The sequence below is a fragment of the Streptomyces sp. NBC_00440 genome (assembly GCF_036014215.1).
GTDB lineage: Bacteria > Actinomycetota > Actinomycetes > Streptomycetales > Streptomycetaceae > Streptomyces.
This window is the reverse complement of the sequence record NZ_CP107921.1, coordinates 2,474,787-2,492,163: the sequence shown is the minus strand read 5'-3', so window position 1 is coordinate 2,492,163 and position 17,377 is coordinate 2,474,787. Positions and strand designations below refer to the sequence as shown.

The 17,377-nt window shown below is 70.2% G+C and carries 13 protein-coding genes; 12 read left to right on the top strand and 1 reads right to left on the bottom strand.

All coding sequences use genetic code 11. The annotated features are described in order from the left end of the window. Nucleotides 1-193 precede the first annotated feature (193 nt). The 8 genes from OHB13_RS11095 (at nucleotide 194) to OHB13_RS11060 (ending at nucleotide 11,897) form a co-directional block, all read left to right on the top strand. Nucleotides 194-2,239: a glycosyltransferase family 4 protein gene (locus OHB13_RS11095; protein ID WP_328376940.1), complete on the top strand. Its 2,046-nt coding sequence runs from the start codon at nucleotides 194-196 to the stop codon at nucleotides 2,237-2,239. A gap of 184 nt (nucleotides 2,240-2,423) precedes the next feature. After that, the gene (locus tag OHB13_RS11090) at nucleotides 2,424-3,929 is read left to right on the top strand and encodes a bifunctional cytidylyltransferase/SDR family oxidoreductase (RefSeq protein WP_266857057.1); all 1,506 of its coding nucleotides are present in this window, start codon (nucleotides 2,424-2,426) and stop codon (nucleotides 3,927-3,929) included. Between the two features lie 202 nt (nucleotides 3,930-4,131). Continuing rightward, nucleotides 4,132-6,234, top strand: a complete 2,103-nt coding sequence (locus OHB13_RS11085) for a hypothetical protein (protein WP_328376939.1) — start codon at nucleotides 4,132-4,134, stop codon at nucleotides 6,232-6,234. 164 nt (nucleotides 6,235-6,398) lie between these two features. After that, entirely contained in the window at nucleotides 6,399-7,466 is a 1,068-nt protein-coding gene (locus tag OHB13_RS11080; protein ID WP_328376938.1) for a glucose-1-phosphate thymidylyltransferase, read from the top strand. Next, a complete protein-coding gene (gene rfbB / locus OHB13_RS11075; protein ID WP_328376937.1) occupies nucleotides 7,463-8,452 on the top strand; it encodes a dTDP-glucose 4,6-dehydratase in 990 nt (329 codons plus the stop codon). The genes OHB13_RS11080 and rfbB overlap by 4 nt, the downstream gene beginning before the upstream one ends. A gap of 125 nt (nucleotides 8,453-8,577) precedes the next feature. Then, nucleotides 8,578-9,984, top strand: coding sequence for an FG-GAP-like repeat-containing protein (locus OHB13_RS11070; RefSeq protein WP_328376936.1), 1,407 nt, complete (start codon nucleotides 8,578-8,580; stop codon nucleotides 9,982-9,984). 52 nt (nucleotides 9,985-10,036) lie between these two features. Next, complete coding sequence (gene rfbD / locus OHB13_RS11065) at nucleotides 10,037-10,921, top strand: dTDP-4-dehydrorhamnose reductase (RefSeq protein WP_328376935.1); 885 nt, start codon at nucleotides 10,037-10,039, stop codon at nucleotides 10,919-10,921. Nucleotides 10,922-11,102: 181 nt separating this feature from the next. Next, the gene (locus OHB13_RS11060) at nucleotides 11,103-11,897 is read left to right on the top strand and encodes a class I SAM-dependent methyltransferase (protein WP_266857063.1); all 795 of its coding nucleotides are present in this window, start codon (nucleotides 11,103-11,105) and stop codon (nucleotides 11,895-11,897) included. A gap of 61 nt (nucleotides 11,898-11,958) precedes the next feature. Here OHB13_RS11060 and rfbC read toward each other — a convergent pair whose 3' ends face one another. Then, nucleotides 11,959-12,552, bottom strand: coding sequence for a dTDP-4-dehydrorhamnose 3,5-epimerase (rfbC, locus tag OHB13_RS11055; RefSeq protein WP_266857065.1), 594 nt, complete (start codon nucleotides 12,550-12,552; stop codon nucleotides 11,959-11,961). Nucleotides 12,553-12,928: 376 nt separating this feature from the next. On the opposite strand from rfbC, the gene OHB13_RS11050 reads away from it, so the two are divergent. The 4 genes from OHB13_RS11050 to OHB13_RS11035 all read left to right on the top strand — a co-directional run bounded on the left by OHB13_RS11050 (nucleotide 12,929) and on the right by OHB13_RS11035 (nucleotide 17,342). Next, nucleotides 12,929-14,140: a glycosyltransferase family 2 protein gene (locus OHB13_RS11050; RefSeq protein WP_328376934.1), complete on the top strand. Its 1,212-nt coding sequence runs from the start codon at nucleotides 12,929-12,931 to the stop codon at nucleotides 14,138-14,140. Nucleotides 14,141-14,155: 15 nt separating this feature from the next. Continuing rightward, on the top strand, nucleotides 14,156-15,283 hold the full coding sequence (proB, locus tag OHB13_RS11045) for a glutamate 5-kinase (RefSeq protein WP_328376933.1): 1,128 nt from the start codon (nucleotides 14,156-14,158) through the stop codon (nucleotides 15,281-15,283). A gap of 155 nt (nucleotides 15,284-15,438) precedes the next feature. Next, nucleotides 15,439-15,927: a hypothetical protein gene (locus tag OHB13_RS11040; protein ID WP_328376932.1), complete on the top strand. Its 489-nt coding sequence runs from the start codon at nucleotides 15,439-15,441 to the stop codon at nucleotides 15,925-15,927. 131 nt (nucleotides 15,928-16,058) lie between these two features. Further along, on the top strand, nucleotides 16,059-17,342 hold the full coding sequence (locus OHB13_RS11035; RefSeq protein WP_266857073.1) for a glutamate-5-semialdehyde dehydrogenase: 1,284 nt from the start codon (nucleotides 16,059-16,061) through the stop codon (nucleotides 17,340-17,342). Nucleotides 17,343-17,377 lie beyond the last annotated feature (35 nt).

Sequence of the window (17,377 nt, the reverse complement as noted above, 5' to 3'; positions counted from 1 at the left end):
GCTGTTGCGCCGACTGTTCCGGGCCATCGCGCAGTCCGTTCCCGCGGCCGCTTCACAGAAATGCACAACCGATGGTTGCCAACAGGTGTCTTGTAAGCGGGTGGATGACCAACCACCCGTGAACGCGGGCCTGCGATGTCATGGCGGGGGTTGTGCACCGGCCCGGAGTAGCGGAAGCGGAGTTACGGGGCAGATGAAGATCTCCTTCCTCATCCACACGGTCTACGGGATCGGCGGCACGATCAAGACCACACTGAACCTGGCCGAAGAGCTCGCCGACCGGCACGAGGTCGAGATCGTCTCGGTCTTCCGGCACCGGGAGATCCCGCTGTTCCGGATCGACCCCCGGATCACCGTCGTACCCCTGGTCGACACCGATCCCGCCTCGATGGCCAATGAACTGGAGCATCCGCTCCAGCGGCAGCCCTCGCAGTGCCTGCCGGCGGCCGAGGCGCGTTTCAAGGAGTACAGCAAGCTCTCCGACCAGCGGGTGCGCAAGCACTACGCCGCATCGGACGCGGACGTCGTCATCGGTACCCGGCCCGGTCTGGTGGCGTACGTCGCCCAGTTCGCCCCGGCCGGTGCGGTGCTCATCGGCCAGGAGCACATGACGCACAACCACCACAAGCAGGCCCTGCGCTCCCAGCTGTACGAGCACCTGGCCGCACTCGACGCCTTCGTGACCGTCTCCGAGGGCGACGCCGCGGTGTACCGCGAGAAGATGCCGCTGCCCGCGACCCGGGTGCTCGCGATCCCCAACAGCGTTCCCGAACCGCCCGTCGCGCCGTCCGACGGCAGCGGCACCACCGTGGTCGCCGCCGGGCGGCTGGCGCCCGAGAAGCAGTACCAGGTACTGGTCGACGCCTTCGCGGAGGTGGCCGCCGAACGCCCGGACTGGACCCTGCGGATCTACGGCGGGGGTTCCGAACGCCCGAAACTCCGGGAGCGCATCGAGACCAGGGGCCTGCACAACCGGGTCCATCTCATGGGCCCCCACTCGCCCATCGAGCCCGAGTGGGCCAAGGGCGCCATCGCCGTGTCCACCTCCCGCCACGAGTCCTTCGGCATGACGCTGGTCGAGGCGATGCGCTGCGGGCTGCCGGTCGTCTCCACGGACTGCGACTACGGCCCCCGCGAGATCATCGAGGACGGCGTGGACGGACTGCTCGTGCCCGTCGGCGACAGCGCCGCGGTCGCCGCCGCGCTCCTGAAGCTCATCGACGACGAGGAACTGCGGCGCCGGATGAGTTCGGCGGCGCTCGCCAACGCCCGCCGCTTCGACCCCAGTCAGGTCACCGAGCAGTACGAGAAGCTCTTCACCGCACTGCGCCCACAGGCCGCGAGCCGCGCCGGCCGGCCGGCGTTCGCACCGGAGGCGGACTGTGTGGTGCGTCCGGACGGCGAGCTGACCGTCACCCTCGTACCGGGCCCCGAGGGCCCCGAGGGCTCCGATGCCGCGGACCCGTCGGCGCACGACGGGCAGCGGCTGCTCTGCTCGCGCGCCGACGACCGGACCGACCAGCGCTCGTACCCCTTCGACGCGGACGGTGTCGCGGTCGTCCCGGCCGGCGAGGAGTTCGCCGAGGGGGTCTGGGACTTCTACGCCGAGGCGGCCGGCTCCGGACGGCGGGTACGGATCGCCGCCCGCTCCGTCGACCAGCGCGGCCCGCTGCGCGCCGCGCGGAACGACGGGGTGCGCAACCAGGTCGCCCACCGGCTCAAGGACAAGGGCTTCCTGACCATGCGCAGCTGGAACAGACCCGTGCACGCCGAAGCCGGGGACATCGGCGTCGACGGGACTCAACTCACCGTGTCGGGAACCCTGTTGGGGGCGGCCGCGCTCGCCGGGGACCCGGTCCTGCTGCTGCGCCGCCGCGGCGGTACGAGCGAGGAACTGGCCTTCCCCGGCAGCCGCGAGGGCACGGACGGCTTCCGGGTCACCTTCCCCGCGGCCGGCCCGGCCGCCCGTCTGCTCACCGGCAACGACTACTGGGACATATGGCTGCGGTACGCACCGCAGACGCGGCCGGTGAAGATCGGCCGCATCCTCGACGACGTGGTGGACAAGAAGACCGTCTACTCCTGTCCGCCGGCCCTGGTGCGCAAGAAGCGCCCCTGGGGGGCGCTGCGCAAGGCCGTACGGAAGGTCCGCGGCAGGCCGCAGCAGTGGGTCAGGGTGCGTCCGTACTACACCGTCAGCAACGACCTGGCCCTCACCGTGGCCGACGTCAAGCCATGAGTTACCCTCGCACCCTGTGGTGTCGGTCACTCACAGTGGCTGGGGGGATCCAAGTCACTTTCCTGCCCTTAGGGTGAACACGCGGTATCGCAAGGGTTGTGGAGGCTTGGCGTCCACCTTGCGAGACGGTCACGGAGAGTGCGACCATCACACCGTTCCCTCGTCATCGCAAGGTAGGTCGTCTGTGTCTGTGCAGCACAAAGCAACCAAGCCCCGGACTACAGCAGTCGTTCTCGCCGGTGGTACCGGCCAGCGCGTGGGTCTGTCGATCCCCAAGCAACTGCTGAAGATCGCCGGGAAGGCTGTGATCGAGCACACCCTGACGATTTTCCAGCAGGCCGATTCCATCGACGACGTGATCGTGCTGATGGCCCCGGGCTACGTACCGGACATCGAGAAGATCGTCGCCAAGTCCGGTCTCACCAAGGTCACCCGGATCATCGAGGGCGGTTCCACCCGCAACGAGACCACCGAGCGCGCCATCGCCGCACTCGGCGAAGGGCTGGCCGAGGGTGAGGACCGCAACGTCCTCTTCCACGACGCCGTGCGCCCGCTGCTCTCGCAGCGCGTGATCAAGGACTGTGTGGACGCGCTGGAGCGCTACCAGGCCGTCGACGTCGCCATCCCGTCCGCGGACACGATCATCGTGACCCGCACCCACGGCGAGGACGGCGAGTTCATCACCGAGGTCCCGGACCGCTCCCGGCTGCGCCGCGGGCAGACCCCGCAGGCCTTCAAGCTCTCCACGATCCGTCGGGCGTACGACGTCGCAGCGGGCGACCCGAACTTCCAGGCCACCGACGACTGCTCGGTCGTGCTCAAGTACCTGCCCGACGTGCCGATCTACGTGGTCGCGGGCGACGAGTACAACATGAAGGTCACCCAGCCCGTCGATGTCTTCATCACCGACAAGCTGTTCCAGCTGGCCTCCACCGCGGCCCCGCGCCAGGCCGACGAGGCCGCCTACCGCGAGCTGCTGACCGACAAGACCCTGGTGGTCTTCGGCGGTTCGTACGGCATCGGCGCCGACATCGCCGCCATCGCCGAGTCCTACGGTGCGAAGGTGTACGCGCTGGGCCGCTCCACCACCGGTACGCACGTCGAGAACCCGGAGCACGTCGACGACGCGCTCTCCAAGGCGTACTCGGAGACGGGCCGGATCGACTACGTCATCAACACCGCGGGCGTGCTGCGCATCGGCAAGCTGGCCGAGACGGACAACACCACCATTCAGGAAGCGCTGAACGTCAACTACCTGGCGCCGGTGCAGATCGCGCGCGCCTCGTACAAGTACCTGGCGGAGACCAAGGGCCAGCTGCTGCTCTACACCTCCAGCAGCTACACGCGGGGTCGCGCCGAATACAGCCTGTACTCGTCCACCAAGGCGGCCATGGTGAATCTCACCCAGGCCCTCTCGGACGAGTGGGCCGGTGACGGTGTCCGGGTCAACTGCGTCAACCCGGAGCGCACGGCGACCCCGATGCGCACCAAGGCGTTCGGCCAGGAGCCCGAGGGCAGCCTGCTCTCTTCGGAGGCCGTGGCCCGTACCTCGCTGGACGTTCTGCTCTCCGAGCTGACCGGCCACGTCATCGACGTACGCCAGCAGGACCCGACGCGCGACGCCAGCGCGGAGGCGTCAGGGTTCGAGCAGGCGCTGGCCTCAGTACTGGACCGTCAGGAAGATGTGTAATACTTCCCCGGTATAAGTAGACGTTTCTTTTCGGGCCTCTGTGATCGCGTCGCGCGAATCGCAGAGGCCCGAATGCGTGAAGCCTCGCCTTCACATTTTCCCCAAATAAAGTATCCGGAGAAATCCCGCGAAATCCCCGGATCGCACCCGATCGAATCAATCCCCCCAGAATAAAACCGGCACCCCCTGGAGCAGGTTCTTCGTGATTTCGACCGCCATTCGACTGGCGCGCGTAGGCAGCCGGTCCGAGCTGATCGCCGCAGCCTTCATGGGGCTCAGCTACCCGTGCGTGATGATCGCAGCGCTGATCCCCAATATCTGGTTCTTCGCCGCTGCCACCCTCGTGACCTATGTGTCCGACTGGTTCCTGCACCAGCGCCGCAGCTATCTCATCAACCGGCTGGCCAAGGTCCGCGCCGGCCTGTCGATCCGTTTCCTCCTGCGCGAACTGCTGCTTATTCTGCTGCTCGCCCGCCTTCAGCTCGCCGAGCAGCGGGTCTACTACGCCGCCGTCGCCTGTTTCCTGCTCTTCTACGGTCTCCAGGCCGCGCACGGCACGCTGACCACCCTCATCCGGCTGCGCCGCGTCATGCCGGTGGTCACCCGCAACGTCGACCTCGGCGCCATCCCGATCCCCGGGCCCCCGCCGCGCCGGCTGCTGAACCGTGCCGCCGAGAAGATGCTCCACCTGGACGTCTTCGCGATGGTCGGCCTGGTGATCGCGGCCAAGACCGGCACCGACGACTACGGCTACTTCGGCATCTTCATCACGCTGGGCCTCGCCGTCCTCTACATCGCCGCGCTGGTCCCGTACATCCTCAAGGGCCGCCGCGTCCCCTCCGCCGCCACGGTGCTCGCAGGGCTCGACGACTGGCTGCGCGAGTACCGGCCGACCGTCGCCCTCTACTTCTCGGGCTCCAGGGACTCCGCCTATCAGGTGAACATGTGGCTGGAGACGATGGCCCAGGCCGAGGGGCGCCCGCTGATCATCCTGCGTGAGCGCGCCATCGTGTCCCAGCTCGCATCGACCACGGTGCCCGTGGTGTGCGTGCCCGGTGGTGTGCACCTGATGAACATGGACCTCTCCACCGTGCGCGTCGCGCTGTACGCGGCGAACGTCGGCAAGAACATCCACATGCTCCGCGTCCCGACCATCAAGCACGTCTTCATCGGGCACGGCGACAGCGACAAGCTCGCCAGCGTCAACCCGTACAGCAAGGCGTACGACGAGGTGTGGACCGCGGGCCGAGCCGGCCGGGACCGTTACGCGCTGGCCGACGTCGGCGTGCGCGACGAGGACATCGTCGAGGTGGGCCGCCCCCAGCTGGCCCCCATCGAGAGCTGGACCGGCACCCCGAAGCAGCAGATCCCGACCGTGCTGTACGCCCCCACCTGGGAGGGCTGGGACGACAACCCGGGCAACACCTCGCTGCTGCTGGCCGGGGAGAACATCGTCAAGCGGCTGCTCGGCGCCAAGCAGCCGGTCCGGGTGCTCTACAAGCCGCACCCCTTCACCGGCACCCGCAGCGCGAAGGCCAAGGCGGCCCACCTGCGGATCACGGCTATGGTCGAGAAGGCCGCAGCCGACCGCGCGGCCGAGCCCCGCTGGACCGAGCAGGCCGCGGCCGGTGCCGCCGACCGGGCCGCAGCGCAGGCGGAGCTGACCCGCATCGAGGCCAGGCTGGACGAGCTGGCGCAGGGCGGCCCGGCGGACGCCGACGAGTCCGAGGAGTCGCGGGCCTCGCTGGCCGACCCGGCGCGCGAGGACGAGACGACCACCCTGCGCTCCCAGTGGAACCGCACCTACTGGCGGACCTTCGGATACTGGGAGCACCGCGTCATCACCGGCGGCCAGCCGCACCTGTACGACTGCTTCAACGAGTCGGACGGAATGGTCTCGGACATCTCCAGCGTCGTCTCGGACTTCATCGCGAGCGGCAAGCCCTACGCCGTCACCGACTCGGCCGAACTGGGCGCGGAGGAATTCAAGCGGCAGAACACCGCAGTACGTGCTGCCGTGATCCTCTCCAACTCCGCCAAGGAGATCGACCGGCTGCTCACGGCGATCACCGAGTCCTCGGCCGACCCGCTGGCCGACGACCGCCGGGAGCTGAAGGAGTATCTGCTCGGCCCCGACGAGCCCACCTCGATGGAGCAGTTCAACGCTGCTGTACGGGCGCTCACGGCCAAGGCCGACGCCCGCAACGCGGCCGTCGCGCAGCGCACGGGCGCCGCCGAACCGGAGGGCGCACCCGGCCTGAACGACTCGGACGCCACCCCCGTCGACTCGGCGGTCGGCGACTGACAGCGGCTCGGTCCGATCCCTTCGTACCGAACCTTTCGTACGGCCGTTCGCGCACCTCGCGCGGCGGCCGTACTGCATTTGTACTTACGGCTTCGCGACATGAGGATGGATAAAATCCCACAGGACGGATCAAGCCAGACCGACTGCTCGCAAGGGACCACAACGTGAAGGCTCTCGTCCTTTCCGGCGGTGCGGGCACGCGCCTGCGCCCCATCACACACACCTCCGCGAAACAGCTCGTGCCGGTCGCCAACAAGCCGGTGCTGTTCTACGGGCTCGAAGCGATCGCCGACGCGGGCATCACCGACGTCGGCATCGTCGTGGGTGACACCGCCGAGGAGATCCGCGCGGCCGTCGGGGACGGATCCCGCTTCGGCATCGAGGTCACCTACATCCCGCAGGAGGCACCGCGTGGCCTGGCCCACGCCGTGCTCATCTCCCGCGACTTCCTCGGCGACGAGGACTTCGTCATGTACCTCGGTGACAACTTCATCGTCGGGGGCATCACCGGCCTGGTCGACGGCTTCCGGGCCGCCCGCCCCGACGCCCAGATCCTGCTCACCAAGGTCCCCGATCCGACGGCGTTCGGCGTGGCCGAACTCGACGGTGAGGGCCGCGTCGTCGCGCTGGAGGAGAAGCCGGAGGTCCCCAAGAGCGATCTCGCGCTCGTCGGCGTCTATCTCTTCACCCCGGCCGTGCACGAGGCGGTCCGCGCCATCGGGCCCTCCCGGCGCGGCGAGCTGGAGATCACGCACGCCATCCAGTGGCTGATCGACCAGCAGCAGGACGTGCACTCCACGACGATCTCCGGCTACTGGAAGGACACCGGCAACGTCACCGACATGCTGGAGGTCAACCGCGCGGTCCTGGAGACCGTCGAGCCCTGCGAGGACGGCACGGCCGACGAGGCCAGCGAGATCATCGGACGCGTCAGGATCGAGAAGGGCGCCCAGGTCACCCGCAGCCGTATCGTGGGGCCCGCGATCATCGGCGCGTCCACGGTGATCAGCGACGCGTACATCGGTCCGTACACCTCGGTCTCCGAGGGGTGCCGGATCGAGGACAGCGAGATCGAGTACTCCATCGTCCTGCGCGACTCGTCGATCACCGGGGTCCGCAGGATCGCGGCCTCGCTGATCGGCCGGGGCGTCGAGGTGACACCCTCGCCCCGCAGCCCAGCAGCCCACCGACTCGTCCTCGGCGACCACAGCAAGGTGCAGATCTCTTCATGACGAACAGGATTCTGGTGACCGGCGGCGCCGGCTTCATCGGCTCGCACTACGTCCGCACGGTCCTCGGCCCCCAGGGCCCGGGCGACATCACGGTCACCGTGCTCGACAAGCTCACCTACGCGGGCAACCCTGCCAACCTCGACGAGGTCCGGGACCACCCCGGATTCTCCTTCGTACAGGGCGACATCTGCGATCCCGCGCTGGCCGGCAAGCTGATGGCGGAGCACGACCAGGTGGTGCACTTCGCCGCCGAGTCCCATGTCGACCGGTCGATCGACGGCGGCGCCGAATTCGTGCGGACCAATGTGCTCGGCACCCACACCCTGGTCGACGCGGCGCACCGGGCCGGCATCGGCACGTTCGTGCACATCTCGACCGACGAGGTGTACGGCTCGATCGACGAGGGCTCCTGGCCCGAGACCCACCCGCTCGAACCCAACTCGCCCTACTCGTCGGCCAAGGCGTCCAGCGATCTGATCGCGCTCTCCTACCACCGCACCCACGGCCTGGACGTGCGGGTGACCCGCTGCTCCAACAACTACGGGCACCACCACTTCCCGGAGAAGGTCATCCCGCTCTTCATCACCAACCTGCTGGACGGCAAGTCCGTCCCGCTGTACGGCGACGGGGCCAACGTTCGCGACTGGCTGCACATCGACGACCATGTGCAGGGCATCGAGCTGGTCCGTACGAAGGGCCGCGCGGGCGAGGTGTACAACATCGGCGGCGGCACCGAGCTCTCCAACAAGGAACTCACCGGGCTGCTGCTCAAGGCCTGCGGGGCCGACTGGGACACCAGCGTCGAGTACGTCGCCGACCGCAAGGGCCACGACCGGCGGTACTCGGTGGACTGCGCCAAGATCCGTACGGAACTCGGGTACCGGCCGCGCAAGGACTTCGCGGACGGGCTCGCGGAGACCGTGCAGTGGTACCGCGACAACCGCGCCTGGTGGGAGCCGCTGAAGGAGCGCGCGGCACTCGCCTGACGCGGGCCGTCGGTCGTACGGCGGCCGGGGCGGCTGCCTCTGCGTACCACCGCGCGTACAACCAACTGCCCCTCCCGCCGGTCATGGTGAGCAACCATGGGAAAGCCGTCGGAAGGCTGCTCGCGATGAACGCACCCCGTCTGCGCTCCATACTCCTGACCGTGCCGGGGATCGCCGCCGCGCTGGCCGTCGGAGCTCCGGCCGGTCCTCCCGCGGCGGTGGCCGCGGCCCCGGCCACCGCCGCACACCAGGACTTCAACGGCGACGGCTACCAGGACCTGGTGGTCGGCGCGCCGGGCGGCACGGTCGGCGGCCGGGCCGGGGCCGGGTACATCACTGTCCTGTACGGCTCCGCGCACGGCGTCTCGGCCGCGTCCCACCTCACGGTCAGCCGCGCCACCGCCGGCGTCCCGGGCGACGCCACCGCGGGTCAGGGCTTCGGCGCCGACACCGCGGCGGCCGACCTGGACGGCGACGGCTACACGGACCTGGTCGCCGGCGGACCGCACAACGCCGACGCGGTCATCGTCTGGGGCGGCCCGGCCGGCCTGACCGGCGGCACCCCGGTCCCCGGCCACGGCAATCTGGTGCAGACCGGGGACTACAACGGTGACGGCCACCCCGACCTGGTGGCGCTCCGCACCGGAATCCCGGCCGGCGACGACCCGTCCGGCTCCGAGGGGCTGGTCTGGAACGGCCCGGTCAGCCGCACCGGGGTGCCGGCCACCACCTCGCTCTTCACCGGTGAGCAGTACCACGACCTGTACGGGGCGGCGTCCGGCGATGTGAACGGGGACGGGCGCGACGACCTCGCGTTCACCGAGTACACCGGCGACGGCGGGTTCGGCACCGCGCTGTTCCTCGGCGGCGCGGGCGGGCCGGGGGACCGGGGCACCCCGGTGAAGGCGGCAGCCGACTCGCACGCGGCCGTCACCATCGGCGACGTCAACGGCGACGGCCTGGGCGACCTCGTCCTCGGGAACACCGGCGGCGACGCGGGTGAGGTGACGGTCGCCTACGGCGCGCACACCGGGCTCAGCCCGGAGGCGGACTGGACCACGATCACCCAGGACACCCCGGGCGTTCCGGGCAGCGCCGAGCCGGGCGACGGTTTCGGTGCGGCCCTGTCGGCCGGGGACGTGGACGGTGACGGCATCGACGACATCGCGGTCGGCGCCCCGTACGAGGACCTGGGCAGCGTCCGGGACGCCGGTTACGTCACCCTGCTGCGCGGCAGCGCCGCAGGCCTGACCGGGAGTGGTGCGCAGGCCTTCAGCCAGGACACCGCGAACGTCCCCGGCACGGCCGAGGCTGACGACCGGTTCAGCAGCGCGGTCCGGCTGCTCGACATCAACGGCAACGGCTACGCCGACCTGGCGTCCGCCGCCGTGAACGAGGACGGCGGGAACGGCGCGGTCTGGGTGCTGCGGGGCCGCCCCGACGGCCTGGTCACGGACGCCGCGGTGGTGGCCGGACCGATCGGCGCCGGAGCACCGGCTGCGAAGGCCGCGTTCGGGCAGCACCTCGGGTAGCGTCGGCCGGGATCGGAAAGACGACGCGCCGGACGCAGAGAACAGGTGAGACATGAGCGGCAGTTGGCTGGTCACCGGAGCCGGCGGGATGCTCGCCCGGGACCTCCTCGCACGACTGGCGGACGACGGCACCCCGGCGGCCGGCCTGGACCGTGCGGCGCTCGACATCACCGACCCGGGGGCCGTACGCGGCGCGCTGGCGGAGCACCGCCCGGCGGTCGTCGTCAACTGCGCGGCCTGGACCGCGGTCGACGACGCCGAGGCGAAGGAGGACCAGGCGCTCGCCGTCAACGGCACGGGCCCCCGGGTCCTGGCCGAGGCGTGCCGGGAGACCGGCGCCGTGCTGCTCCAGATCTCCACGGACTACGTGTTCGCCGGTGACGGCACCCGGCCGTACGCCGAGGACGCCCCGGTGGCCCCGCGCAGCGCGTACGGCCGCACCAAGCTGGCCGGGGAGCAGGCCGTGCTGAGCGTGCTGCCCGAGCGCGGGTACGTGGTGCGCACGGCCTGGCTGTACGGGGCGGGGGGCGGCAACTTCGTCCGGACGATGGTCCGGCTTGAGGGCGTCAAGGACACCCTGGACGTGGTGGACGACCAGCGCGGCCAGCCCACCTGGACCGCCGATCTGGCGGATCTGCTGGTGCGGCTCGGCACGGGCGCCCTCGCCGGTACCGCGCCCGCGGGCGTCTACCACGGCACCAGCGCCGGTGCGACGACCTGGTTCGGGCTCACCCGGGAGATCTTCCGGCTGCTGGACGCCGACCCGGCGCGGGTGCTGCCCACGACCAGCGAGGCCTTCGTGCGGCCCGCGCCGCGCCCCGCGTACAGCGTGCTCGGGCACGACCGCTGGGCGGCCGCCGGCATCGAACCGCTCCGTGACTGGCGGCTCGCGCTGGCCGACGCGTTCCCCGCGGTGGTCGCCGCCGAGCGCTCCTGATCCGCCGGCTCGGCCCGGCAGGAGGAGAGCGTGCGGAGATTCCGTAGATATTCTGCCGCCTTCCGGGGTGACCCGGTCGGTGGATGTTTACATCAGCGCCGGCGCTTTCACGGCCCGGCACTCATGATGTAGCTTCGCCGGGGATCGGACCAGTCGTTATTTTCGACGAAGGGCGCTCCCCGTGAACCGTCATGAATTCCTGCGCGGAATCCATCGCATATACCGTCCCCGCACGTATCTGGAGATCGGCGTCAATGACGGGCGCAGTCTGGCGCTTTCCCGGGTGCCTTCCATCGCTGTCGACCCCGCATTCAAGGTCGTGACATCGATCAGCTGCGACGTGCATCTGGTCAAGCAGACGAGCGACGCGTTCTTCGCCCGCAAGGACCCGCTGCTGCACCTGCGGCCCGGACGCAACCCCTTCCGGGCCCTCGCCCGGCGGGACCCGCTGGGGCTCCTGGGCGCCGACCCCCGCCTGGAGCTGTCGTTCATCGACGGCATGCACCTCTTCGAGTTCGCCCTGCGCGACTTCATGAACGTCGAGAAGCACGCCCGCTGGAACAGCGTGATCGTGCTGGACGACATGCTGCCGCGCAACGTCGACGAGGCGGCCCGCGACCGGCACACCGGGGCGTGGACGGGCGATGTCTACAAGGTCGCCGAAGTGCTGCGCCGGTTCCGCCCCGACCTGCTGGTGGTCGAGGTGGACACCAAGCCGACCGGAGTGGTCGCCGTCTTCGGCGCCGACCCGTCGAGCACCGTACTGAAGGACAACTACGACGCCATCCTCGCGGAGTACATCACCGAGGACCCGCAGGACGTCCCGGAGGCGGTGCTGAGCCGCAAGCGCGCGGTGGCCCCCGAGGCACTGCTCGGCGCGGGGTTCTGGCCCGGTCTCATCCGCGCCCGCAACCTCAACCGCCCGCGCTCGGCCTTCACCGGTCTGCGCAGGCAGATCGAGCGCGTCACCGGCTGACCACGCGGGATCGGACGGCCGCGCACCCCGTCAGGGGCGTGGCCGCCGTCCCGCGCCGGGTTCAGCCGCGCAGCTTCTCGGCGTACGCGACGCAGTCCGCGTACGAGGGCAGCAGCCCCTGGGCCTCGGCCTCGGCGAGCGTGGGAGCCGCCGCGTCCTTGTCGGAGAGCAGCGGGGTGACGTCCGCCGGCCAGTCGATGGCCAGGTCCGGGTCGAGCGGGTGGATGCCGTGCTCGCGCTGCGGGGCGTACCCGGTGGAGCAGAGGTAGACCACGGTGGCGTCGTCCGTCAGCGCCAGCAGCGCGTGGCCGAGCCCTTCGGAGAGGTAGACGGAGTGGTGGTCCACGTCGTCGAGCCGTACGGCCTCCCACTTCCGGTACGTGGGTGAGCCGACCCGGATGTCCACGACGACGTCGAGAATGGCGCCGCGCACGCACTTGACGTACTTGGCCTGGCTCGGCGGCACGTCGGCGAAGTGGATCCCGCGCAGCGTGCCCTTGCGGGACACCGAGCAGTTGGCCTGGGCCAGCCGCAGGCTGTGGCCTGCCGCCTCGGACAGATCGGGCTCCTTGAACCACTCGTGGAAGCTGCCGCGGCTGTCCGGGAAGACCTTCGGCTCATGGACCCAGGCTCCCTCGATGGCGAGCTGCCGCATCAGATCACGTCCTTGTCTGCAATTTCCGCTGCCGGGACATCAGGAATCTGTGGGGGGTTTCCACAGTGACCGGACGGGGGGGGAATTCCCACGGGACCGTAATTCGCCGCCCGCCTCTCGCCGTGCCCCTCGGCGCGCTTCGTGCCGTGCCGCTTCGTGCTGTTGGAGAGCCGTCCGCCGGGCGGTGACTATATCGGGTGCGGAGTGGTTCCCTCCGGCTGCCCCCGCCGTATGGGGAATGTAAAATTCCGGAAGTGAGGGTGGGGGTACCGCCGCCGATGGGGTGTGATATCGCCACACGCGGCTCGAACCTTGGCGAATATCAGTACGGCCTGTGAGGCAACCATGTGCCGTATCCACCGGTCTTGCTGTTGTGATGAGCACAAGTGAGCCCGATGTGACCGTTGTCGTCGGTGCCTATGAAGCAATGCCGTACCTCGTGAAGTGCCTTGAGTCCGTGGAGGCCCAGTCCCTGGGCGCGGACCGGATCGAGATCGTCGCCGTCGACGACGGATCGACGGACGGCACGGGGGAGTACCTGGAGGAGTTCGCCGCCCGATCGAAGATACGCACCACCGTGGTGCGGCAGAAGAACTCCGGGGGCCCCAGCGGACCGCGCAACGTCGGTCTCGGACTCGCTCGCGGCCGCTATGTGTTCTTCCTCGACGCGGACGACTACTTCGGCGATGAGGCCCTCGAACGCATGGTCGCGATGGGCGACCGCGCAGGTACGGACGTGGTGCTCGGGAAGGTCGTCGGCGTCAACCGCGGCGCCCCCAAGTCCATGTGGAGGGAGACCGTCGAGCGCGCGGACGTCTTCGACTCGCAGATCAAGTTCACCCTGAGCGCCCAGAAACTTTTCCGGCGCGCACTGCTCGAACGCCTCGGGATCACCTTCGACGAGGGCCTCAAGACGGGCGAGGACGCTCTCTTCACCCTGGAGACCTATCTGCGCGGCGACGGGGTGTCCGTCATCTCCGACTACACCTGCTACTACCTGGTCGGACGCGACGACGGCAAACACGTGACGAAGAGCGGCAGTTACCTGCTGCGGTTCGACTCGGCGCGGGCCCTGATGGGGCTGATAGCCGAGTGCGTACCGCCGGGCACACAGCGCGACAAGCTCATGGTGCGTCCCTTCGTGGTCACCCTGCTCCCGCAGTTCGCCGCCGGCTTCCTCAAGCAGTCCGCCGCTGTGCAGCAGAAGCGCATGGAACTCGCGGCGCCGCTGATGGCCGCGTACTGGAACCCGGGCGTGGCCAGGAGACTCAAGCCGGCCGAGAGACTGCGGCTGCACTGCGTCGCGCTCGGCCGGACCGACCTCCTCACCGGTGTGCTCACCCAGCTCCAGCAGAACAAGCAGCCCGAGCGCGTCGGCCGGGGCCTCAACGGCACGTACTACCTCGACCTCCCGTACTTCAGGGACCCCTCCGCCGGAATTCCGGACCACATCTACGCCATGCCCTGCCCCCCGGTCTGGCGCCGGCTGCCCGCGGCCGGGCGGACCCGGCTGCGCAGGCTCCGCAAGTGGGCCGCCGCCAACCCTGTCCAGCGCGTGGAATCCCCGCGCACCGGCGAACAGGGCTGACGTAGATTCGGCCGTGTGACACAGGCAAGGCAACTCGTAACGGAAGCCCGCAGGATCGTCGTGAAGGTCGGATCCTCCTCCCTCACGACCGCGGCCGGCGGCCTCGACGCGGACCGGGTGGACGCCCTGGTCGACGTACTGGCCAAGGTCAGGAGCGGCGGCGAGAAGGAGATCGTGCTCGTCTCCAGCGGCGCCATCGCCGCGGGACTCGCGCCGCTGGGCCTGGCCCGCCGGCCCAAGGACCTGGCCAGGCAGCAGGCCGCCGCCAGTGTCGGCCAGGGGCTGCTCGTCGCCCGGTACACCGCGTCGTTCGCGCGCTACGGCGTCCGGGTCGGCCAGGTGCTGCTGACCTCCGACGACACCAGCCGCCGGGCGCACTACCGCAACGCCTACCGGACCCTGGACCAGCTCCTGACCATGGGCGCCCTGCCGGTCGTCAACGAGAACGACACGGTGGCCACGGACGAGATCCGCTTCGGTGACAACGACCGTCTTGCCGCTCTCGTGGCCCATCTCGTCCGGGCCGACCTGCTCGTCCTGCTCTCGGACGTCGACGGCCTGTACGACGGGGACCCGGCCACGCCGGGTGCCCGCCGGATCGCGGAGGTGGCGGGGCCCGGAGACATCGCGCACGTCTCCATCGGCTCGGCGGGCAAGGCCGGCGTGGGCACCGGCGGCATGGTCACCAAGGTCGAGGCGGCCAGGATCGCCGCCGCGGCCTCCGTCCCGGTGGTGCTGACCTCGGCATCGCGCGCCGCCGACGCCCTCGCTGGCCGGGACACCGGTACGTACTTCCACAGCACCGGCCGCCGTTCGGCCGACCGACTGCTCTGGCTCCAGCACGCGTCGACCCCACGCGGTGCGCTCACCCTGGACGACGGCGCGGTACGGGCGGTCGTGGAGCGGAACTCCTCGCTGCTGCCCGCCGGAATCGCCGCCGTCGAGGGCGAGTTCAGCGCCGGGGACCCGGTGGAGCTGCGGGACACCGAGGGCCGCACCGTCGCCCGCGGTCTGGTGAACTTCGACGCCAAGGAGCTCCCCCAGCTGCTCGGCCGCTCCACCCGGGACCTGGCCCGGGAACTCGGTCCTGCCTACGAGCGGGAAGTCGTACACAGGGACGATCTCGTTGTCATGGCCCCCTGAAACGGCTGAAACACCAGCCTTTCAGCAGGGACCTTCCGGAAAACCGTCACGCGCCGGGCGCCGGGCTGGTCAACTTTGTCCCGGGAGCCCGCTCCCGACCGCTGCCCGGCCCGTCGCCGCGGGGCAGACGCCGCAACGCACACAGGAGGCCGCCGGTGAGACGAGCCCGTCCCGGGGCACCGCCCCGAGGAACCGGGGAGCGGACCCTGACGAGTGTCGGCGCGGGGGCCGGCTTCGAGGAACGCCCGGAAGCGGACGCGGACGGGGAACAGCGGCCCCAGCAGCCCCCGGAGGAAGCCGCACTGTCCAAGCTGTGGCACATCACCCTGAGCGTGTCGGGCCGTCCCGCCCCGCTCAAGGAGGTCAGACGCGGTCTCGAACAGCTCGCGCACGACCACCCCTTCCTGCTGACCAGCCGGTACGCCGACGACCACGCCGAGATCCGCTACTGGGAGGAGGCGCGGGACCTGCACGACGCCGCCGCGGTGGCCCTGCGGCTCTGGGGCGAGCACCGCTCGACGTCGCAGCTGCCGCCGTGGGAGATCGTGGGCCTGGAGGTCATCGACCGCGAGACCTACCACCTGCGGATAGCCGAGGGATACGGCCCGCCGCCCGCGGCGCCCGTCGGGGTGCACCCGTACTGACCACCCCCTGCCGGCACACCCCCTGCCGGCACACCCCCGGGGAGCGGCCCGTACGGTCCCCGCCGGTCCCCGCTGTCTCGGAGCGTGGGATAGCGGACGGACGCCCGCAGACCGCGCATTAGTCTGCGGGCATGACCTCGCTCTCCCCGCTCTCCGACCAGTCCCCGGTCATCCAGGCCGCCTACCGGTCCCGCGCCGCCGCGGCCGACCTCGCGCCACTGCCGCGCGCGGCCAAGGACGACGCGCTGCTGGCCATCGCCGACGCGCTCGAAGTGCGTTCGTCCGAGATCGTCGAGGCCAACGCCGAGGACGTCGCGAAGGCCAGGGCCGCCGGTACCGCCGAGACGGTCATCGACCGCCTCACCCTCACCCCCGAGCGCATCCGCGCGATCGCCGGTGATGTACGGGACGTCGCGGCGCTGCCCGACCCGGTCGGCGAGGTCGTACGGGGCTCGACGCTGCCCAACGGAATCGACCTGCGCCAGGTGCGGGTGCCGCTCGGCGTCGTCGGGATCATCTACGAGGCCAGGCCCAATGTGACGGTGGACGCCGCCGCGCTCTGCCTGAAGTCGGGCAACGCGGTGCTGCTGCGCGGCTCGGCCTCCGCGTACGCCTCCAACACCGCGCTCGTACGGGTGCTGCGCGACGCCGTCGGGGGCTCCGGGCTGCCGGCCGACGCCATCCAGCTCGTGCCGGGGGAGTCCCGCGAGTCCGTACGGGAGCTGATGCGCGCCCGCGGCATGGTCGACGTGCTGATCCCGCGCGGCGGCGCGTCCCTGATCCGTACCGTCGTCGAGCAGTCCACCGTGCCGGTCATCGAGACCGGCACCGGCAACTGCCATGTGTACGTGGACGCGCAGGCCGACATCGACATGGCCGTCGCCATCCTCGTCAACTCCAAGGCCCAGCGGCCCTCCGTCTGCAACGCGGCCGAGACGCTCCTGGTCCACCGGGACATCGCGGACGCGTTCCTGCCGAAGGCGCTCGACGCGCTCGGCGAGGCGGGCGTGACCGTGCACGGCGACGAGCGGGTGCTCGGGTACGCCGACGGGACGAAGGCGACCGTCGTCGAGGCGACCGCGGACGACTGGGAGGCCGAGTACCTCTCGTACGACATCGCGGCCGCCGTCGTCGACTCGCTGGACGCGGCCGTCGCGCACATCAGGCTGTGGACATCCGGCCACACCGAGGCGATCGTCACCACCTCGCAGGCCGCGGCCCGCCGTTTCACCCAGCTGGTCGATTCCACGACGGTGGCTGTCAACGCGTCCACCCGGTTCACCGACGGAGGTCAGTTCGGATTCGGCGCCGAGATCGGCATCTCCACCCAGAAGCTGCACGCCCGGGGGCCGATGGGGCTGCCCGAGCTGACCTCGACCAAGTACATCGTGACGGGAGACGGTCACATTCGGTGACCCGCTGACCGGTCGACTTCGCACTCTCCCTGCCC

Coding starts and splice junctions, on each gene's coding strand:
- OHB13_RS11095 (WP_328376940.1), top strand. CDS start 194: ATGAAGATCTCCTTCCTCATCCACACGGTCTACGGGATCGGCGGCACG.
- rfbB (WP_328376937.1), top strand. CDS start 7,463: ATGACGAACAGGATTCTGGTGACCGGCGGCGCCGGCTTCATCGGCTCG.
- OHB13_RS11070 (WP_328376936.1), top strand. CDS start 8,578: ATGAACGCACCCCGTCTGCGCTCCATACTCCTGACCGTGCCGGGGATC.
- rfbD (WP_328376935.1), top strand. CDS start 10,037: ATGAGCGGCAGTTGGCTGGTCACCGGAGCCGGCGGGATGCTCGCCCGG.
- rfbC (WP_266857065.1), bottom strand. CDS start 12,552: ATGCGGCAGCTCGCCATCGAGGGAGCCTGGGTCCATGAGCCGAAGGTC.
- OHB13_RS11050 (WP_328376934.1), top strand. CDS start 12,929: ATGAGCACAAGTGAGCCCGATGTGACCGTTGTCGTCGGTGCCTATGAA.
- OHB13_RS11035 (WP_266857073.1), top strand. CDS start 16,059: ATGACCTCGCTCTCCCCGCTCTCCGACCAGTCCCCGGTCATCCAGGCC.